General features: G+C 60.8%; 20 protein-coding genes. 12 read left to right on the top strand and 8 right to left on the bottom strand.

Going from position 1 to position 19,338, the window contains the following annotated elements; genetic code table 11:
- Window positions 1–690 carry a phosphate regulon transcriptional regulator PhoB gene (gene phoB, locus RA25_RS07570; protein WP_019296321.1) on the top strand — a complete coding sequence of 230 codons (690 nt, stop codon included), beginning with the start codon at window positions 1–3 and terminating at the stop codon, window positions 688–690.
- 72 nt (window positions 691–762) lie between these two features.
- Here phoB and RA25_RS07575 read toward each other — a convergent pair whose 3' ends face one another.
- Window positions 763–1,674 carry a LysR family transcriptional regulator gene (locus tag RA25_RS07575; protein WP_039171142.1) on the bottom strand — a complete coding sequence of 304 codons (912 nt, stop codon included), beginning with the start codon at window positions 1,672–1,674 and terminating at the stop codon, window positions 763–765.
- A 99-nt stretch (window positions 1,675–1,773) separates the two neighbouring features.
- On the opposite strand from RA25_RS07575, the gene RA25_RS07580 reads away from it, so the two are divergent.
- Window positions 1,774–2,994, top strand: a complete 1,221-nt coding sequence (locus RA25_RS07580; protein ID WP_039145942.1) for an acyl-CoA dehydrogenase — start codon at window positions 1,774–1,776, stop codon at window positions 2,992–2,994.
- Window positions 2,995–3,215: 221 nt separating this feature from the next.
- Complete coding sequence (locus RA25_RS22630; protein ID WP_152612171.1) at window positions 3,216–3,473, top strand: hypothetical protein; 258 nt, start codon at window positions 3,216–3,218, stop codon at window positions 3,471–3,473.
- Between the two features lie 146 nt (window positions 3,474–3,619).
- Here RA25_RS22630 and RA25_RS07585 read toward each other — a convergent pair whose 3' ends face one another.
- The gene (locus RA25_RS07585) at window positions 3,620–5,170 is read right to left on the bottom strand and encodes a trimethylamine methyltransferase family protein (RefSeq protein ID WP_039145944.1); all 1,551 of its coding nucleotides are present in this window, start codon (window positions 5,168–5,170) and stop codon (window positions 3,620–3,622) included.
- Between the two features lie 436 nt (window positions 5,171–5,606).
- Between RA25_RS07585 and RA25_RS07590 the strand changes: the two genes are divergently transcribed.
- From RA25_RS07590 to RA25_RS07610, 5 genes are all read left to right on the top strand, one after another.
- Entirely contained in the window at window positions 5,607–6,116 is a 510-nt protein-coding gene (locus RA25_RS07590) for a hypothetical protein (RefSeq protein ID WP_241477379.1), read from the top strand.
- Window positions 6,117–6,354: 238 nt separating this feature from the next.
- Complete coding sequence (locus tag RA25_RS07595; protein WP_039145947.1) at window positions 6,355–6,933, top strand: outer membrane protein; 579 nt, start codon at window positions 6,355–6,357, stop codon at window positions 6,931–6,933.
- A 302-nt stretch (window positions 6,934–7,235) separates the two neighbouring features.
- Window positions 7,236–8,618 carry a cysteine--tRNA ligase gene (gene cysS / locus RA25_RS07600; protein WP_039171144.1) on the top strand — a complete coding sequence of 461 codons (1,383 nt, stop codon included), beginning with the start codon at window positions 7,236–7,238 and terminating at the stop codon, window positions 8,616–8,618.
- Window positions 8,618–10,252: a citramalate synthase gene (cimA, locus tag RA25_RS07605; protein ID WP_039171147.1), complete on the top strand. Its 1,635-nt coding sequence runs from the start codon at window positions 8,618–8,620 to the stop codon at window positions 10,250–10,252. Before cysS ends, cimA begins: the two co-directional genes overlap by 1 nt.
- The gene (locus tag RA25_RS07610) at window positions 10,242–11,018 is read left to right on the top strand and encodes a squalene/phytoene synthase family protein (RefSeq protein ID WP_039171150.1); all 777 of its coding nucleotides are present in this window, start codon (window positions 10,242–10,244) and stop codon (window positions 11,016–11,018) included. Before cimA ends, RA25_RS07610 begins: the two co-directional genes overlap by 11 nt.
- A gap of 70 nt (window positions 11,019–11,088) precedes the next feature.
- On the opposite strand, the gene RA25_RS07615 is transcribed toward RA25_RS07610, so the two are convergent.
- Complete coding sequence (locus RA25_RS07615; RefSeq protein ID WP_039171153.1) at window positions 11,089–12,306, bottom strand: MFS transporter; 1,218 nt, start codon at window positions 12,304–12,306, stop codon at window positions 11,089–11,091.
- On the opposite strand from RA25_RS07615, the gene RA25_RS07620 reads away from it, so the two are divergent.
- Together RA25_RS07620 and RA25_RS07625 are read left to right on the top strand one after the other, a co-directional pair.
- Complete coding sequence (locus RA25_RS07620) at window positions 12,307–13,053, top strand: DNA-3-methyladenine glycosylase family protein (RefSeq protein WP_241477380.1); 747 nt, start codon at window positions 12,307–12,309, stop codon at window positions 13,051–13,053.
- Window positions 13,050–13,715, top strand: a complete 666-nt coding sequence (locus RA25_RS07625; protein ID WP_039171155.1) for an alpha/beta hydrolase — start codon at window positions 13,050–13,052, stop codon at window positions 13,713–13,715. The genes RA25_RS07620 and RA25_RS07625 overlap by 4 nt, the downstream gene beginning before the upstream one ends.
- Window positions 13,716–13,753: 38 nt before the next feature.
- On the opposite strand, the gene RA25_RS07630 is transcribed toward RA25_RS07625, so the two are convergent.
- Both RA25_RS07630 and RA25_RS07635 read right to left on the bottom strand, forming a co-directional pair.
- Complete coding sequence (locus RA25_RS07630; protein WP_019297840.1) at window positions 13,754–14,176, bottom strand: VOC family protein; 423 nt, start codon at window positions 14,174–14,176, stop codon at window positions 13,754–13,756.
- A 12-nt stretch (window positions 14,177–14,188) separates the two neighbouring features.
- Window positions 14,189–14,842: a pseudouridine synthase gene (locus tag RA25_RS07635; protein WP_039145955.1), complete on the bottom strand. Its 654-nt coding sequence runs from the start codon at window positions 14,840–14,842 to the stop codon at window positions 14,189–14,191.
- 230 nt (window positions 14,843–15,072) lie between these two features.
- Here RA25_RS07635 and RA25_RS07640 point away from each other — a divergent pair, with 230 nt between their 5' ends.
- A complete protein-coding gene (locus RA25_RS07640; RefSeq protein WP_019297838.1) occupies window positions 15,073–15,657 on the top strand; it encodes an HNH endonuclease in 585 nt (194 codons plus the stop codon).
- 191 nt (window positions 15,658–15,848) lie between these two features.
- Here RA25_RS07640 and RA25_RS07645 read toward each other — a convergent pair whose 3' ends face one another.
- The 3 genes from RA25_RS07645 to rocF are packed head-to-tail and all read right to left on the bottom strand — an operon-like array spanning window position 15,849 to window position 18,744.
- Window positions 15,849–16,895, bottom strand: coding sequence for an ornithine cyclodeaminase (locus RA25_RS07645; RefSeq protein ID WP_039171158.1), 1,047 nt, complete (start codon window positions 16,893–16,895; stop codon window positions 15,849–15,851).
- Window positions 16,892–17,821 carry a citrulline utilization hydrolase CtlX gene (ctlX, locus tag RA25_RS07650; RefSeq protein WP_019297836.1) on the bottom strand — a complete coding sequence of 310 codons (930 nt, stop codon included), beginning with the start codon at window positions 17,819–17,821 and terminating at the stop codon, window positions 16,892–16,894. The genes RA25_RS07645 and ctlX overlap by 4 nt, the downstream gene beginning before the upstream one ends.
- Window positions 17,818–18,744 (bottom strand): arginase, encoded by a 927-nt coding sequence (gene rocF / locus RA25_RS07655; protein WP_019297835.1) that lies wholly within the window; start codon window positions 18,742–18,744, stop codon window positions 17,818–17,820. Before rocF ends, ctlX begins: the two co-directional genes overlap by 4 nt.
- A gap of 112 nt (window positions 18,745–18,856) precedes the next feature.
- On the opposite strand from rocF, the gene RA25_RS07660 reads away from it, so the two are divergent.
- The gene (locus RA25_RS07660; protein WP_019297834.1) at window positions 18,857–19,282 is read left to right on the top strand and encodes an Lrp/AsnC family transcriptional regulator; all 426 of its coding nucleotides are present in this window, start codon (window positions 18,857–18,859) and stop codon (window positions 19,280–19,282) included.
- Window positions 19,283–19,338 lie beyond the last annotated feature (56 nt).

Below are 19,338 nucleotides of genomic sequence, written 5' to 3' on the forward strand. Positions count from 1 at the left end.
ATGGCTGCCGACCAGCCCACCGTTCTGGTTGTAGAAGACGAAATGGCGCAGCGGGAAGTGCTGGCTTACAATCTCGAAGCTGACGGCTTCCGCGTGCTCAAGGCCAAGGACGGCGAGGAAGCGCTGCTGGTGGTCGAGGAGGACATGCCGGACATCATCATCCTCGACTGGATGATGCCCAACCTCAGCGGCATCGAGGTCTGCCGCCGCCTCAAGACCCGCGCTGAAACCCGCAATATCCCGGTGATCATGCTGTCCGCCCGGTCCGAGGAAGTGGACAAGGTGCGTGGCCTTGAAACCGGCGCCGATGATTACGTGGTGAAACCCTATTCGGTGGTGGAACTGATGGCCCGCGTGCGCAGCCAGCTGCGCCGGGTCCGGCCCTCCACAGTCGGGGTGCGGCTGGAATACGACGACATCGTTCTGGACGCCGAGACCCACAAGGTCAGCCGGGGCGGCAACCAGCTCAAGCTAGGGCCGACCGAATTCCGGCTGCTCTCCACCTTCATTGAGAAACCGGGCCGGGTCTGGAGCCGGGAACAGCTCTTGGACCGGGTCTGGGGCCGCGACATCTATGTCGACACCCGCACCGTCGACGTTCATATCGGACGTTTGCGCAAAGCTCTGACCCAGCATGGCGGCGACGATCCCGTCCGCACTGTGCGCGGCGCCGGCTACGCCTTGGGCTGAAGCCTGGCTGAAACTGCACCGGGGGGTGCACAAGGGGTGTACAGGGGGTGCACGCATGTCACCCCCTGATTTTTACCGCGGCAGAGGGTCCTCTGGCTGCGCCTTGCCAGCTAGCCAGGTGCGGAATTTCATCAGCGCCGGTGCGTCTGATTTTCGCTCCGGCCAGATCAGGTAATAGGCGCCTGCAGTCTCAACCGGCTCTGGATGCAGCGCCACCAGCCGGCCTGTCGCCAAGTCCTGCTCCACCAGGTAATCCGGCATCAGCGCAACGCCCAGCCCATGCAGGGCCGCCTGGGTGATGGTTGCGAATTGATCATAGATTGTACCACTTAATCCCGCGGCAGCCTCAATGCCTTGCTGCTCAAACCAGTCTTTCCAAGCGGTTGTCCGCGTCTGGATATGCAGCAGAGGCAGCTTCAGAATGTCCTTCGGCTCGTCTACTCTACGCCCCTCCAGAAGCTGCGGTGCGCAGACGGGCAGCAGCTGCTCGTGCTTCAGAAGCAGAGATTGCGTGCCCGACCACTCGGCGTTTCCGAAATGTATCGCGGCATCAAAGGGTTCTGTAGCAAAATTGAATGGTTCCAGACGGGTGGCCATGTTGATGGTCACATCCGGATGAAGCCGGGCAAACTCCGGCAGCCGCGGCATCAGCCAGCGCATCCCGAAGGCTGGCAGGATCGCCAGGTTGAGCGTCCCGGCCAGCGGTGCGGCCTGCAAACGCAAGGTGGATTGCACGATCTGGTTCAAGGCCTGCCGGATCTCCGCAGCGTAATCCTGCGCCTCCGTTGTCAGCGCCAGCCTCTTTTGGTCGCGCTGCACCAGCTCCATCCCCAATTGCCGCTCCAGCGTCTGCAGCTGGCGGCTGACGGCGCCCTGCGTCAGCGCCAGCTCATCCGCTGCGGCGGAGGCGCTGCCAAGCCGGTCCAGCGCCTCCAAGGCTCGCAGGGAGGAAATCGAGGGCAGGAACTTGCGTGGCACTATCATGTATGAGTGTTTGTCATGCTTTGTTGCCAAAGTCTCGCTGTTTTTTCCGTTCACCTCCCGTTAGGGTCTGGCCAAATCGCGAACCACTGAGGTGACAAGATGACCGACAAACCCGCCCTGCGCGCCAAGGATGCCCCGGATCTGGGCCGTTTTAACTGGGAAGACGCCCTGCGTCTGGAGGACCAGCTGACCGAGGATGAGCGGATGATCTCCGCCTCGGCCCGTGCCTATGCTCAGGAAAAACTTCAGCCGCGTGTGCTAAGTGCCTATGAAAACGAGGAAACCGACCCGGAGATTTTCCGCGAAATGGGCGAGATGGGCCTCCTTGGCACCACCATTCCAGAGGAATACGGCGGGCTTGGCGGTGGTTATGTGTCCTATGGCCTGGTGGCCCGCGAGGTGGAGCGCGTGGACAGCGGCTACCGCTCGATGATGTCGGTGCAAAGCTCGCTGGTGATGTATCCCATCTACGCATACGGCAGCGAGGAGCAGCGCCAGAAGTACCTGCCGAAACTGGCCTCTGGTGAGTGGATCGGCTGCTTTGGCCTGACGGAACCGGATGCCGGCTCCGACCCTGCAAGCATGAAAACCCGCGCCGAAAAAATTGATGGCGGGTATAGGCTTAAGGGGTCCAAGATGTGGATCTCCAATGCACCGATTGCCGATGTGTTTGTGGTCTGGGCCAAGTCCGAAGCCCATGGCGGCAAGATCCGCGGCTTTGTGCTGGACAAGGGCCTGAAGGGCCTCAGCGCGCCGAAAATCGAAAACAAAGCTTCTTTGCGGGCGTCGATCACCGGTGAGATCGTGATGGACGGCGTTGAGGTTGGTGAGGACGCGCTGCTGCCCCATGTTGAAGGGCTGAAAGGGCCGTTCGGCTGTCTGAACCGTGCGCGTTACGGCATCAGCTGGGGTGCTATGGGCGCGGCGGAGGCCTGCTGGCACGCTGCCCGTCAATACGGGTTGGACCGCATTCAATTCGGCCGGCCGCTGGCGAACACACAGCTGTTCCAGCTGAAACTGGCAAACATGCAGACCGAAATCACCCTGGGTCTGCAGGCGTCCTTGCGTGTTGGCCGGTTGATGGATGAGGCGAATGCCGCTCCGGAGATGATCTCGATCATCAAGCGAAACAATTGCGGCAAAGCGCTGGAAATTGCCAGGATGGCGCGCGACATGCACGGCGGCAACGGCATCAGCCTGGAGTTCAACGTGATCCGCCACATGGTGAACTTGGAGACCGTGAACACTTATGAGGGCACCCATGACGTCCACGCGCTGATCCTGGGCCGGGCTCAGACGGGATTGCAGGCCTTTTTCTGAATGCCAAGCAGCAGCGCGGAGTCCGCTTCGCGCTGCGTTTATGCAAGATTGCTTTGCAATATTGCCCTCAGGAGCCGGACCGGGAACTCTGCAAAGAAAAAGGCGCTGCTGCTTTCGGCTGAATGCCGATGAAGCGCCAGAAGCCTGGTTAACGTAAAAACCGCTTGAAGCTTCGAATAGTCAAACTGGCTGCGCTGCGATGCCGGGTGGACAGTTAACGCATGTCTTTTGCTTTGCAGGTATCGGCGACTGCGCGCACCATTTCTGATTTTCGCCATGCAAAAACGCAAATCATCACTAAGGCGGCCAACCACACCCGTCGCACTGCATTATTGCAAAGCGCGCCCTGGATGGTTCTGCAAAAGTTGGCGAGCTTTGCGGGATTGCATTCCAGTATTGCGCCTTTACAGGTGTGTTTTTGCAGCCCAGATTGCCTGAGTACTCGCAGGTCTTTGCATTTATTTGCCTATTTACAATAGGTTAACTTGACAGGCTGAAACCTTCAAGGTGGAAGTTAAGAAAATTTTCAGAAACATGGGGGGCGGATTTTCCGGAACCGGCAGCCGGTTTCCAAAAGAAAACGGGCCGGAGTATCCGGCCCGCTGCAAGTTCGATCTGTGCCGCCTCAGGCGGGCAAGTGAATGTTGAATTTCTGGCGGATTGCCATATCCGTTTCCGCATCGAACCGGGCGGCGGACCGCTGCGACAGGATTTCTTCCTTCTTCGCGGTTGCCTTGGCAATCAGATCGGGTTTGTCGCGCTCCACCCATTCCTTTGGGGAGGTGCGGTCGCCGAGGGCTGGGTAGACATAGTCCACCTGCATCCGGCTGAGGGTCTGATCGGTGCCCAAGTAGTGGCCGGGTCCGCCCAGACAGGTAGCGCGCATCTGGTCCAGTGCCAGGGTTTCGTCGTTCACCTCGATGCCGCGGACGCAGCGTTGCGCCTGGCCCAGCAAATCATTGTCGAGGATCAGAGATTCCAGGCAGAAGCCGAGCAGCGAGGCATGCATTCCTGCGGCTTCATAGACCATGTTGAGGCCGGACAGGCCCGCCATAACTGCAGAGCACATCTGTTCCCAGCCGGCCTGCATGTCCGGCAATTTGGAATCCGAGGCGCCAGCAGCGGCGCCACCAGGCAGATTGTAAAACTTGTGCATCTGCGCGCAGCCAGCGGACAGCAAGGCCTGTTCGCCGGAACCAACAGTCATCGCGCCGGTGCGCAGATCCAAGCCGAAAGGCCAAGTGCCGAAAATCGCTGGCGCACCAGGCTTTACGGCGTTTACATAAACCAGTCCGGCGAGGCATTCAGCAACCGCCTGGGTGATCGCGCCGGCAATGCTCGACGGCGCCGTAGCACCCGCCATGCCTGCCGAAAGCAGCAGCACCGGCATGCCGCCTTTGATGCATTCCTCCATCACTTCGCAGGATTCGGTTGCGAATTTCATCGGCGGAACGACGAAGCAGTTGGAGTTCGACACAAACGGCCGTTCGCGCCATTTGTCCTCGCCTCCGGCAATCATGTGCAAAAGCTCCAGGCCGGGCTTCACGAAATCAGGTTCAGTGAAGGAAACGCCGACATGTTTGGTGGTCCCGGCACAGGTAGCGTAGATGGAGTTCAGGTCCATTTCGCGGTTGTCGGGAATGTCGCGGCAGACCATCGGGCGCTGCACGAAGTGGATGTTGTCCAGCTGATCGCAGATACGGGCGGCATCGTGGAGGTCCTGGACAGTGGAGTCGCGGTATTCGCGGCCATTCACGTCCACCATGCTGACTGCAGCGCCAGCGGTGCCATAGTGCACGCGGCCTCCGGACAGTTGCAAGTCCGTCTTGCCATCCCGGCTGAAGAGCGTGACAGAGCGGTTCGCCTTGGCGATGGTATCCTCAACCAGTGCGCGGGGGAACCGGATCCGGCCGTCATCCCCCAGAATGCAGCCTGCCGCGGTCAAATAGTCGACGCCGCTTGGCGGGGCGTCGGCCAGACCGATTTCTTCGAGAGCGGTGAGCGCGGCCTCATGGATTTTTTCCATGTCTGCCTGGCTGAGCAGTTTCAGCGCGGATGATTCCATGCCGGGACGGACTGGACGGAGATGCTCGGGCAGGGCTGAGGCACGGGCGGCACGGCGTGCGTTGCGGCCGCCGCTGCGGGCTGCGCGGGTGGAGGAGGCTTGGTCGTTCATTCAGGGAGCCTTTCAGGAAGTGTGAGTTGAAACGTGTGAAAATTCAACTCAGTGCGGCCGGCCCCTGGCTGCACGCCCGCGCGCCGCACCGATGGTGCGGTATATGAGGCTGACAAGGCTGCGTTCTTCCTGCATGCGGTCTCCTGTGACTTTCCGGCAGTTTGGCATGCGTTTGCGAAGTTTCTAGCACGATAACGACCTGAGTGAAATTTGCGACACTTTTTTCACGGGCGTTCTTGCCGCTGATATCCGCCGTTGGAGTTTACTAAATTTCACTATTTTTAATGATGCAGAGTGCATTTTTTACGGTTTCCGCACAGCCTAGTTGTTGGCAGTCTGGGTCAGGGAACGAAATATTAAGCATTAATGCAGATACTGGGGCCATGGGGGATGGCACGCTGAATGGTGCATTGCAGGAAGGCACAGCCATATGCCGATGGTTCAGAAGACCAAACTCTGCCAAACGCTCGCCGTAGTGCTCGCCAGTACTGCTGTCCAAGGCCATTCTGCCTTTGCTGAAGAATATGGCCGCCTTCAATCCAATACCTCTTTACTTGCGGAGCACGGAACATCAGGGGGAGAAGCTCGCACCATTGAGTTCGGCTACGGACAAGGGGCGGATGGCCTGATTTTCGGCGGCAGCCTGTCAACAGGGCAGACCGGTCCGCTGACACGCGCCCTGCAGGCTGAGGAAACACACCAGCTGCGCCTTCAGGCAGGTTACGACTTTGGTCCGGCTACCGGCTTTGTAACCGTAGGCGGGCTTCAGGCCGAGGCATCCAGCGGCCGGCGCCACGGATCGCTGTTTGGCTTTGGGATGCGGGTGTCTCTGAACCGTGCGCTGCAATTGACCGGTGAGCTGTTGCATCATGAGGCCGGGCCGAAAGACGGCAGCGCCAGCCCGCGCGGCGAAACCCTGGCTGTGAGCGCTGCTTTCCGTTTCTAATAGTTCTTTGAGGCTGGATGCTTAATCGCCGCTAGTCAAAGCGGGCGGGATTTCAATAGGTTGGCAGATTTCCGCCTGCGGTTTCCGGCAAAAAGGCGCGGGCTGGAACGGGATTTAGGCCAGTCACCGCCAATTCAGGGGCTGTGAGCTGAGCAGCACTGGAAACTGCCAGCCAAAGACCTTTTGTAAGCGTCAACGGCGCACAGCTTGCGCCGGGACTGCAAAAGGAGAAGTCTGAATGACTCGTTTCGTAGCTATGACAGCCATCGCAACCGTAATGGGCAGTGCGGCCTTTGCCGGCAACCTGGTTGAGCCGGTGGTCGAACCCGCGCCGGCTCCGGCGCCGGTTGTGGTCAATGAGGGCGGCGATTGGACCGGTTTCTACCTGGGTGGCCAGGTAGGCCAGCTGGACGCGGATGCCAGCAACGGTGCCTCGGGTGATGATGCCGCATACGGTATCCACGGCGGCTACAATTATGATTTCGGCCGTTTCGTGCTGGGCGGCGAACTGGACTATGACGCAACCGACCTGGATCTGGGCGGCGGCGCAACCGTCGACTCGGTTGCCCGCGCCAAGCTGAAGGCCGGCTATGACTTTGGCCGGGTGCTGGCCTATGTGACCGGTGGTGTGGCCGAGGCCGACAGCTCACTGGGCAGCGAAACCGGCGACTTCTACGGCGTTGGCGTAGCCTACCAGGTGACCGACCAGTGGCAGGTCGGCGGTGAAGTGCTGGAGCATAATTTCGATCAGTTCGGAACCTCGGGTGTTGGTTCTGATGCGACATCCGTGTCGCTGCGTGCGTCCTTCAAATTCTAAGCTGATACAAACACCGGCGCGGCACGCTTGTTCCGCCGCGCCGCTGGCCGCCCGGACTGTACCCAAGGCAGGCGGGCGGCCTTTGCTGTTTCCGGCATCCAAAAAGCTTGGCGGCGCTTCTGGCGCGTGCTAAGCAGCCTGCATGAACCAGAATTGCACCACCATTATTTGCTGCATTACCTGCTGACATATCAGCGGGCTGGTTTCTGTCGTTTTCATTTCCCTGACAAGTTGCTAAGCCCGCGCTGCGCGCATTGGGTAGTGCCTGCCGCTAATGGCTGGGCATGCGAAAGGAACCGGGCATGGGAACCATGGACAGAGTGATCAAGCTGCAGAACACGAAGACCCGCAAGAAAGAGGTCTTTGAGCCGATCGACGCCGAAAACGTGCGGATGTATGTCTGCGGCCCCACGGTTTACGACCGGGCGCATCTGGGCAATGCCCGTCCGGTGGTGGTGTTTGATGTTCTCTACCGCCTCCTGCGCGAGGTTTATGGCGCAGATAAAGTGACTTACGCCCGGAACTTTACCGACGTTGACGACAAGATAAACGCCCGCGCGGCGGAGAGCGGACGGCCGATTGGCGACATCACAGCCGAGACGACGCAATGGTTCCTGGACGACATGGGCGAGCTCGGCGCGCTGGAGCCGAACCATATGCCGCGTGCAACCCAGTACATCCCTCAGATGGTGGCGATGATCGAGGATCTGATCGCCAAAGGGCATGCCTATGCTGCTGAGGGCCATGTGCTGTTTGCCGTCGATAGCTGGAAAGAGCTTTATGGCAAACTGTCGGGCCGGTCGGTGGACGACATGATCGCCGGTGCCCGGGTTGAGGTGGCGCCTTACAAGAAGAATCCGATGGACTTTGTGCTGTGGAAGCCCTCCAGCGATGATCTGCCGGGCTGGGACAGCCCCTGGGGCCGCGGGCGGCCGGGCTGGCATATCGAATGCTCGGCGATGTCCTATGAGCTGCTGGGCGAAACCTTCGACATCCACGGCGGCGGCAACGACCTGATGTTCCCGCACCACGAAAACGAAATTGCGCAAAGCTGCTGCGCAAATGGTGATGACAGCTTTGCACGCTACTGGCTGCACAACGAGATGCTGCAGGTCGAAGGCAAGAAGATGTCCAAGTCGCTGGGCAACTTCTTTACCGTCCGCGACCTGCTCGACCAGGGGTATCCGGGTGAGGTGATCCGGCTGGTGTTCCTGCAGACCCACTACCGCAAGCCTATGGACTGGACCGACAAGAAAGCCAAGGAAGCCGAGGCAACGCTGCGCAAGTGGCGGGCGCTGACCGCGGGCATCGAACCCGCGTCCAGCGCTGCTGCCGCGGTCCTGGACGCGCTGGCGGATGACCTCAATTCCGCAGGCGCTATTGCTGAGCTGCACAAGCTGGCCGCAGCGGGTGATGCTGCCGGGCTTCTGGCGTCGGCGCAGATGCTGGGTTTGCTGACGGAAGAGATGGGCGCCTGGGCGTCTGCCCCATCGGTTGACTTGTCTGCCTACGAAGAGCAGCTGTTTGATGCGCGGCAGAAGGCTATGGAAAGCAAGGATTTCTCGGAAGTTGATCAGCTGAAAGCGGCCTTTGTCGCGGCTGGCCTGGAAGTGCGCATGAGCAAGGCCGGTGTCGAACTTGTGCCGGGTGCCGGTTTTGACCCCGCCAAGCTGGAGGCGCTTTGATGGCCAAAGAACGCCTCTATCTTTACGACACAACCCTTCGGGACGGGCAGCAGACCCAGGGGGTGCAGTTTTCCACTGCAGAAAAGAAGCAAATAGCCACAGCGCTGGACACCTTGGGTATCGACTACATCGAGGGCGGCTGGCCGGGCGCCAACCCCACCGACAGTGCGTTCTTTGAGGAGGCGCCGCAAACCGGCGCCACCATGACAGCCTTTGGCATGACCAAGCGGATAGGGCGGTCGGCGGAAAACGACGATGTTCTAGCGGCGGTGATGAACGCAGGCACCAAGGCGGTTTGTCTGGTCGGCAAGAGCCACGATTACCACGTCACCCATGCGCTGGGGATCACGCTTGAGGAGAACCTTGAGAACATCCGCGCCTCGGTGGCCCATATTGTGGCACAGGGGCGCGAGGCGCTGTTTGACGCAGAGCATTTCTTTGATGGCTACAAGGACAACCCGGACTACGCACTGGCGGCTTGCCGTGCAGCGCTGGAGGCCGGTGCACGCTGGGTTGTGCTCTGCGACACCAATGGCGGCGCGCTTCCGGCGGAGGTTCATCGGATCGTCGGTGCAGTTGTGGCGGCCGGAGTTCCGGGTGAGAAACTGGGCATACATACCCATAACGACACAGAAAATGCCGTAGCGTGCTCCCTCGCGGCGGTTGATGCCGGGGCGCGGCAGATCCAGGGCACGCTGAATGGTTTGGGGGAGCGCTGCGGCAACGCCAATCTGACCGCGCTGATCCCGACGCTGCTGCTGAAAGAACCCTACGCCAGCACCTTCGCTACCGGTGTGAGCTCGGATGCCCTGGCAGGGCTGACCCGGATCAGCCGGATGCTGGACGATATCCTTAACCGGGTTCCGGTGCGTCAGGCGGCCTATGTGGGCGCTTCAGCCTTTGCCCATAAGGCGGGTCTGCACGCCAGCGCGATCCTCAAGGATCCCACCACATATGAACACATCGAGCCGGGCAAGGTTGGCAATGCGCGGGTGATCCCGATGTCGAACCAGGCCGGGCAGTCGAACCTGCGCAAACGGCTGACCGATGCGGGGCTGAGCGTTGAGAACGGCAACCCGGCGCTGGCGCGGATCCTGGAACGGATCAAGGAGCGCGAGGCTGAAGGCTATTCCTATGATACCGCGCAGGCCTCATTTGAGCTGTTGGCGCGCAAGGAACTGGGGCAGCTGCCGGATTTCTTTGAGGTGAAGCGCTACAAGGTCACCGTCGAACGGCGCAAGAACAAGTATAACCGCATGGTCAGCCTGTCAGAGGCGGTGGTTGTGGTGAAGGTCGATGGCGAGAAACGCCTGTCGGTCAGCGAGTCGCTGGATGAGACCGGCAGCGACCGTGGCCCGGTGAACGCGCTGGCACGGGCGTTGAGCAAGGACCTGGGGCGCTATTCTGCGCAGCTGGAGGACATGCGGCTGGTGGACTTCAAGGTGCGGATCACCCAGGGCGGCACCGAGGCTGTTACCCGGGTCATCATCGACAGCGAGGACAGCCAGGGCCATCGCTGGTCCACCGTCGGGGTCAGCGCAAACATAATAGATGCCTCGTTCGAGGCGCTGCTGGACGCCATCCGCTGGAAGCTGATCCATGACAGCGGGGCCGGGCAGGCGGATGCAGTTTGACGCCGACCTGACGGCCTGCGCAGAGCTGGTTCAGAAGAGCGACCCGGACCGGTTTCTGTCGACCATGGCGGCGCCGGTCCAGGCGCGGCCGCTGCTGTTTGCGCTGTATGCCTTCAATATTGAGCTGGCGCGGGCGCCCTGGGCCAGCCAGGAAAGCATGATTGCCGAGATGCGGGTGCAATGGTGGCGCGATGTGGGGGCGGAGATCGCAGAGGGCAAGCCGGTCCGCCGCCACTATGTTGCGACGCCGCTCTCCAAGCTGCTGAAGCCGGAACTGGCGGCCTGTATCGACGGTATGGCCGAGGCGCGGCGTTGGGACATCTACAAGGATCCCTTTGAGGATCAGGCTGAGTTCGACTGCTATATCGACCGGACCAGCGGATCGCTGATGTGGATGGCTGCGGCTTCACTGGGGCAGGCGGATGAGGCTGTGGTCAGGGATTTCGGCTATGGTGCAGGTGTCGCAAATTGGCTGCGGGCAATCCCTGAGCTGGAAGCGCAGAAACGGATTCCGTTGCTGGACGGAACCTTGGAAGGCGTGCAAGCTTTGGCACGCAAGGGGCTGGAAAAGCTGAGTAAAGCGCGAGAGCGAAGAGCTGATGTTTCAAAAGCTGCCGGAGCTGCTCTGCTGGCGGGATGGCAGGCTGAGGCGGTTCTGAAGCAGACCGTCCGTGAACCAGAGAGGGTTGCGCAGGGCGCCCTTGGCCAAAGCGAGTTCCGGCGCCGGTCGGGGCTGATGCTCCGGGCAGTCACCGGGCGCTGGTAAAGAACTCAGGTGAAATAATAAAGGCGCCCGTCTGGGCGCCTTTATTACTCTGGCTTTCAAGCGGAAACGGTCAGACTTCCTTGGGCCGCATCACCAGCCACATCAGTGCTCCACCTGCCAGCACCAGGAAGGGTGCCATGGCCATGTTGACCGCGTTCCAGCCGTCCACTGGATTGCCACCAGAGCAGTTCATCAACCCGCCCGAGGCCAGCGACGCCATGGTAACACCGCCAAAGACAAGCAGGTCATTCAATCCCTGCATCCGGCCTTTCTCATGGCTGTCATGGGCGCCGGCCAGCATGGTGGTTGCGCCAATGAACCCGAAGTTCCAGCCGAGACCAAGCAGCACAAGCGCGATGAAGAAGTTTTCCAGTTCAACACCTTGCAGTGCAACTGCGCCAGCACCGGCGAGAATAATCAGGCCCGCGGCAACGATCTTTTCCACGCCGAAACGGGCAATCAGATGGCCGGTAAAGAAGGACGGCACATACATCGCCAGAACGTGGAACATCACCACATCGGAGGCATTACCCTGAGTGAAGCCGCATCCTACCACGGCCAGCGGGGTCGATGTCATGACAAGGTTCATCAATGCGTAGGAAACCATTGCGCAGATGACCGAGACGGCGATAACCGGCGTCTTCAGCAGTTCAAGACGGCTGCGACCCTTGGGGCTGTCTTGGCTGGGGGCAGGTGGTTTGGGAATATCCAGAAGCAGGAACAGCGCGGCGCCGAACACGTTGACGGCAATCACCGTCAGGTAGGTGCCAAGAAACGGAATAACAAAGGCTTGGCTGGTCAGCTTGACCAGTTGCGGGCCGATCAGGGCAGCTGCAAGGCCTCCAGCCATCACGTAGGAAATAGCCTTGGGGCGGAACGCTTCTGAAGCGGTGTCAGCCGCCGCGAACCGGTAGAAGCCATGCGCGCTCATGTAGACGCCGGTCATCAGGCTGCCGAGCAGGAAGACCGGAAAGGAGCCGAGATACAGACCGTAAGCGCCAACCAGGCCGCCCAGCGCGCCAAAAGCAGCGCCGGTGAAGAAACCGGCGCGGCGGCCCCAGCGCTGCATGATCGCTGAGATCGGCGTGGCCGCCAGCATCGAGCCGCCCACGATCAGCGAGATCGGCAGCGTCGCAAAGCAGGGGTTGGACGCCAGCGATTGGCCCGCAAGGCCGCCAATGATAAAGATCATCGGCATCTGCGCGCCGAGGATCGCCTGGGCCAGAACCAGGATGGCAACGTTTTTCTTGGCGACCGCGTCGCTGGGGGTGGTCATGGTCATGCTCATATGGGATGCGTAGCGGTGAACCGGGTGCGGGGCAAGGCGCTTGCCACGCTGGAAGGCGGCCCATTTGCCGCGGCCAAAGGGGGTGACGTGGCGTCAGATCTGCCAAAGTTTCTGCCGGGCGCGGGCCGGATCATTCAATGCGGCGATTGCGTTACTGAGGGTGCTGAATGGCTGGCAGCGCGTGACAGCCGGTTCGCCCGTGCACTGGAACTGACAGGTCCGCTGCCGTTGCGGCGCAAGCCCGAAGGGTTCGCCGAGTTGCTGAGTGCAATTGTCAGCCAGCAGGTGAGCGTGGCCTCTGCGAATGCGATCTGGAAACGGATGAAGGAAGCAAGGCTGACAGGACCGCGCAAGATACTATGGGCAACGGACGATGATCTGCGCGCAGCTGGCCTCAGCCGCCAAAAGATGCGCTATGCCCGGGCGCTGGCTGAGGCGCGTATTGATTTCAAGGCGTTGCGCAATGCGCCTGATGCGGAGGTAATTGCCACGCTGGTTCAGGTGCCGGGCATCGGTGTGTGGACCGCGGAGATTTACGCGATGTTTTCGCTGGGCCGTGCGGATGTGTTTGCCCATGGCGATCTGGCCCTGCAAGAGGCCGCGCGGATGTTGTTTGAGTTGCCTGCACGCCCCAAGGAGCGGGAGATGCGGCAAATCGCCGAGGCCTGGTCGCCGTGGCGGTCGGTTGCGGCGCGCATTCTGTGGGCCTATTACCGGGTGGCGAAGGACAGGGAAGGAATCCGATGACTCGTGTATTGAATGCCGGCCGCAAGGAGCCGCTCTCCGGTGAAACCCGCTCCGTTGTGGTGTTCTTGCATGGCTATGGCGCCAATGGCGCGGACCTGCTGGGGCTGGCCGATCCGCTGGGCGAACATCTGCCGGATACGCTGTTTGTCGCACCCGACGCGCCTGAGGCCTGCGCCGGTGCGCCGTTTGGTTTTCAATGGTTCCCGATTCCGTGGATTGACGGTTCGTCCGAAGAAGAAAGCATGCGCGGAATGCAGGCTGCGGTCGAGGATCTGAACGCCTTTTTGGATGCGCTGATGGTCGACGAGGACGTGCTGCCAGAGCAGGTGGTTCTGTTTGGCTTCAGCCAAGGGACGATGATGAGCCTGCATGTGGCGCCGCGGCGCGAAGATGCGGTTGCCGGAATCGTGGCCTTCTCCGGCCGTCTGCTGGCGCCTGAATTGCTGAAGGATGAGGCGGTGTCCAAGATGCCGGTCCTGCTGGTGCATGGCGATCAGGACGACGTGGTGCCGGTGCAGTCACTGCCGGAGGCCGCCGAAGCGCTGCAGGAAGCCGGTTTCCAGGATGTGTTTGCACATATCCAAAAGGGCACTGCCCACGGCATCGCGCCGGACGGGTTGAGTGTCGCCTTGGCCTTCATGCGGGACAAGTTGAGCCTGTAACAGGTTGCAGCTGAATGGATTTTCGGTCTGGCCGCGGTTTAATACGACCACAAATGCGGCTCGGAAATCTCGACTGAATTTCCAGCTGGATCCCGGAAGTAAATGGACCGGGGCCCATGCGGCCAATCAAACTCCGCCTCAATGTCGACACCGGCTGCGTGCAGCCGGTCGCGCATCTCCAGCAGCTCGCTGCGGGATTGGGCGAAACAAACGTGCCCCGGACCCTGTGCACCGTGCGGAGGGACCGGCAAGCGCGGATTGCCTGGAGGCTTCGCTGTTTCCGCCGCAATGAACAGCAGCAGGACGGAACTCCCGCATCGGAAGAAAACATGGCGGCCTGCCGCTTTCTGAATGCGCTGCAAGCCTAGAATGCGCCCATAGAAATCCTCTGCAGCGTCCAGGTCATCCACGTAGAGCGCGGCTTCGAGAATGGCTTGCGGGGCAGGGGCTTGGGGCAGCATGCCCGCAGGCTATCAGCGGCGGCGGGGCCTGTCACCATTTGCCGGGCGCGGTGATGCGGCTTTTGGCCTGCGCGGCGGCTTCTGGGAAGGTTTGGGCGGTCCGGGCACGCGGGGCGGCTCAAGATCCTCCCAGGCGCCCGGTGCCAGCCCGTCCAGCGTCCAGGCGCCGATGCTGTAGCGGATCAGCCGAAGGGTCGGGTGCCCGGCTGCCGCCGTCATCCGCCGCACCTGGCGGTTGCGGCCTTCGCGGATGGTCAGCGCGATCCAGCTGTCGGGAACCGTCTTGCGCACCCGGACAGGCGGCGTGCGGGCCCAGAGGCCGGGCGGCTCCTGGATCACCTGCACCTTGGCAGGCCGGGTTTTTCCGTCCTTCAGTTCAACTCCATTTGCTAGCAGTTCAAGCGCCTCGGCGCTGGGAATTCCCTCCACCTGCACCCAATAGGTCTTGTCCATCTTGTGCTTGGGATCGGTGATCCAGGATTGCAGGCGGCCATTGTCCGTCAGCAGCATCAGCCCTTCGCTGTCGCGGTCTAGACGGCCGGCGGCATAGACGCCGGGGCAATCGATATACTGGCTAAGGGTCGCTCGCGGGCTGTCCAAACTGCCGCGGTCGGTGAACTGCGGCAGCACGTCAAAGGGTTTGTTGAAACGGATCAGACGGGTCATGACTGGGCAATAGGCGTCCAGCGGCTGCAGGGCAAGAGGCTGTCCCGGTTCCAGCCTGTGGATAACTGTCACGCGCTCGTCATGGAATCAGCGCAGCTTGCTCGCGACATATTGTGGGTCATTGGGGCTTGTCAGGTGCCAACCACGATATATAGTCAAAGTCAGGCTGGGGCGGGTTCCCCGCTCTGGTTCCGGGAAACGGAAGATCAGGGCGAGGAAGACGTTCAAAAATGGATGGCGATTTCAGGGCAGAGTTTGTCAGATCTCCAGGGGCGCTGAAGCAGCACCCCGCGCTGGTGTTGAATGCGGATTACCGGCCGCTTTCATATTACCCTTTATCTCTTTGGTCTTGGCAGGATGCGGTGAAAGCAGCCTGGCTGGACCGGGTGGCCATTGTGGCCGAGTATGACGAGGTGGTGCACAGTCCGAGCACCGAGATCCGAATACCGTCTGTGGTGGTGTTGAAAGATTATGTAAAACCTCAAAAGCGCGTGGCCTTCACGCGCTTTAATTTGTTTTTACGTGACGAATTCTGCTGCCAGTACTGCGGCAGCAAGGGCGAGCTGACGTTTGACCATGTGGTGCCGCGTGCGGCAGGCGGTGTGACCAGCTGGGAAAACGTGGTTGCGGCCTGCAGTCCCTGCAACCTTAAAAAAGGATCGAAGTCGCTGCACCGGGCGGGCATGTCGCTGCGCAAGCCGCCGCGGCGGCCGGGGGCAGAAGAGTTGCGGAATACGGGCCGGAAATTCCCGCCAAACCATCTGCACGAAAGCTGGATGGACTTCCTGTACTGGGATACCGAGCTGGACGCCTGAGAACGTTGGAATTGCGCCTTTCGGGAGAGTTTCGGCCTTTCCACCTGCAAAGGGCGTCCCGCTGAGGGAGAGCAGCGGTTCCGATCCCCAGGAATGCTGCGTGCAAGCCCAGTTGATAGGGGCAGGTGAAAAGGCCGAAGGTGCTGGCGGCCTCATTTTGGCGGGCCGCCTTGCATTCTGTTTGTCTGGTTTCAGTTTTTGGCGCGCTGAAGCATACCGAACAGATCGCGCGGGTCATCCGGATCCGCCAGCATGTCCAGGTCGATGAAGTAATCGGTGCCCTTGATACGGTCGCGAATGTAGCGCAGCGCCGAGAAATCCTCGATCGCGAAACCAACGCTGTCAAACAGGGTGATCTGGCGGTCGCCGGTACGGCCCTGTTTCTTGCCCGAAATCACTTCCCACAATTCGGTGACGGGGAAATCCTCCGGCATCTGCTGGATCTCGCCTTCGATCCTGGTTTGCGGCGGGTATTCGACAAAGACGTCGGAGCGGGACAGAATGCCCGCGGCCAGTTCAGTCTTGCCGGGGCAGTCGCCGCCGATGGCGTTGATATGCACACCGCTGCCAACCATGTTGTCGGTCAGGATAGTGGCATACTGTTTGTCGGCAGTGCAGGTGGTGAGAATCTGTGCGCCTTCAATGGCTTCTTCCGGTGTCTTGCAGCTGACGACCTCAATCCCGAGGCCCTGCAGGTTGCGGGCGCATTTCTCGGTCGCCGCGGCGTCCTTGTCATAAAGCCGCACGGACTTGAGTCCGATGATCGCCTTCATCGCCAGTGTCTGGAATTCAGACTGCGCACCATTGCCGATCATCGCCATGGTGGTTGCGCCCTTGGGGGCCAGATACTTGGCAGCCATTGCTGATGTTGCAGCAGTGCGCAGGGCGGTCAGCATGGTCATCTCGGTCAGCAGCACCGGGTAGCCGGTGTAGACATCCGCCAGCAGGCCGAAGGCGGTGACGGTCTGCAGCCCTTCGGAAGTGTTCTTGGGGTGGCCGTTCACATATTTGAAGCCGTAGGCCTCACCATCCGAGGTTGGCATCAGCTCGATCACACCAACGTCGGAATGGCTGGCGACGCGGGGGGTCTTGTCGAACAGTTCCCAGCGCTTGAAGTCATCTTCCACATAGTCAGCAAGATCGCGCAGCATCTGTTCGATGCCAACGTGATGAACGAGGCGCATCATGTTGTCGACGCTGACAAAAGGCACCAGGGCCTTATCCGAAGGCTGTGTCATGCGGTTTTCCTTTCACGGGGGCTGAGGTGGATGCCTGCCAGCATGCAGCGCACCGACCCGCCGGCGGTTTCGATTGTGGGAATGGTGAGTGGAAGCAGTTCAGCGCTCTGCTCAATGATGGCGATCTGATCAGGGCGCAGCGCTTGCAATGCAGTAGCTGACAGGGCCAAAAGGCGCTTGCGGCCTGTCAGCTCCAAAGCGTTGCCTGCAAAACTGGAGATCTGCGCTGGCGTCAGGTCAATGACCCGGCGCCCGGTTTCCTCCAGCCGAGCGGCAAGCTCGGCGCGGCGGGCCGGATCGGTGATCATGTCCAGGCAGATCAGCGCGTATTCGGTGCCGATGCCCATCAGGACATTGGTGTGATAGACGTCGCGGCCTGCGTCATCTTTGGCTTCGAACACCATGGGTTCAAAGTTGAAATGGGTGCAGAACCGTTCCAGCAGCACCGGATCGGCGCGGTTGGATTTCACTGTGTAGGCAATCCGCCCGATGTGGTCGAGCACCATGGCGCCGGTGCCCTCCAGCGACAGCCCGTCCTGTTCCAGGCCGGAATAGTCGATCACGTCCTGCACGCGGTAGTCGCGCTTCAGAAGTTCGATCACGTCCCATCGGCGTTCCTTGCGGCGGTTTTCGGCGTACATCGGGTAAACCGCAACGTGGCCGCCGGCATGGGTGGAGAACCAGTTGTTCGGAAACACGCTGTCTGGCGTTTCGGTGGTGGTGTCGTCGAACACATGCACCGTGACGCCAGCACCGCGCAGGGTTTTCACGGCGCCGTCAAACTCAGTCAGCGCCTGGGCAGAGGTTGCTTCAGCCGAGGTGTTTGCCAGCGTTTGAAAGGCGTTATCGCCCTTGGTTTCCGGATTCGAGCAGAAGTGGTGGGGCCGGATCATCACCACAGCAGAGGGGGCTTGCAGGCTGCTCACTGGTAGCTCCGTGTCGGGCGGTCAAAGACGCGGCGGCCGAGTGCTGAGGCGCAGAGGTCCACCATCAGATGCGCGGTACGGCCGCGCTCGTCCAGGAAGGGGTTCAGTTCCACGAGGTCCAGCGAAGTCATCAGGCCGGAATCATGCAGGATTTCGCAGACCAGATGCGCCTCGCGCACGGTGGCACCGCCGGGTACGGTGGTGCCGACCGCAGGGGCCACCGAGGGGTCCAGGAAATCAACGTCCAGCGAGACATGCAGCATACCATTGGCCTCTGCCACCCGCTCCAGGAAACGGTTCAGCGGCCCGGCAATACCGTTTTCGTCAATATGGCGCATGTCATGGGTGAGGATGCTGCTGCCTTCCAGCGCCAGCCGCTCCTGCGTGTCGACAGAGCGCAGGCCGATCATGCAGACGTTTTCCTGCGGCACCGGGTTGGTCACTTCAGGAAAGCCATCGAAGCCATTGCGGCCAGTGAAGTATCCAACTGGAGTGCCGTGCAGGTTGCCGCTGTCTGTTGTCTGCGGGGTGTGAAAATCGGTGTGGGCGTCAAGCCACAGGACAAACAGCGGCCGGCCTGCCTTGGCGGCATGGTTTGCGGCCCCGGCAACCGATCCAAGCGACAGCGAGTGGTCGCCGCCGAGGAAGACCGGCATGCCGCACTCTAAGGCGTCTTCGGCGGCCTGCGCCAGGCGGGAGGTCCAGCCAATGGTTTCGTTGCGGGCATAGACCACCCCATCGTTCGTGTCCTTGGCGTGAGTGTCCGGAGACAGGTTGCCAAGGTCTTCGACGGTGTGGCCCAGGCTTTGCAGGGCTTCGGTGATGCCCGCGGTGCGGTAGGCGTCGGGGCCCATCAGGCAGCCGGCTCTGCGTTTTCCGCTGTCCACCGGCGCGCCAATCAGGATGCAATGTTGCGAGGTCACTGTTTTGATCTCCCAAAAATTCAGATTTAATACTAGAAACTTCCGAAACGTGATGGAATCCAGCACTCAATTTGCCCATGATGAGGGGCAATTGATCAAAACGGGGTGAGGTATGGACAAAACGGATGAGCGGCTGGTGTCAGCCCTGCGGCACAACGCCAGGGCGTCGCTTTCGGATCTGGCGCTGGAGCTGAACCTGTCGCGGACCACCGTTCGGGCAAGGATTGAACGTCTGCAGGCGCGGGGAGATATCCTGGGGTTTACTGTCGTTCTGAAAGAGGATGTCCTGCGCGATCCGGTGCGGGGGCTGATGATGATCGGGATCGAAGGCCGCGGCACCAGCCGGATCACCAGGCAGCTGCAGGGGCTGCCGGAAGTGCGGGCTATTCATACCACCAACGGGCGCTGGGATCTGATTATTGAACTTGGTACGGAAACGCTGGAAACGCTGGATGCCGCCCTGGCCAAAATCCGGACATTTGAAGGGGTCGTGAGCAGCGAAACCAATCTGCTGCTGGCGACCAAGAAAGATACCTGAGGCCGCTGTCTTTACAATGCGGCCAGCATGTTGGCGGCCGCATTGCAGCTTACTGA

Source organism: Leisingera sp. ANG-S5 (assembly GCF_000813925.1).
Classification (GTDB): Bacteria; Pseudomonadota; Alphaproteobacteria; order Rhodobacterales; family Rhodobacteraceae; genus Leisingera.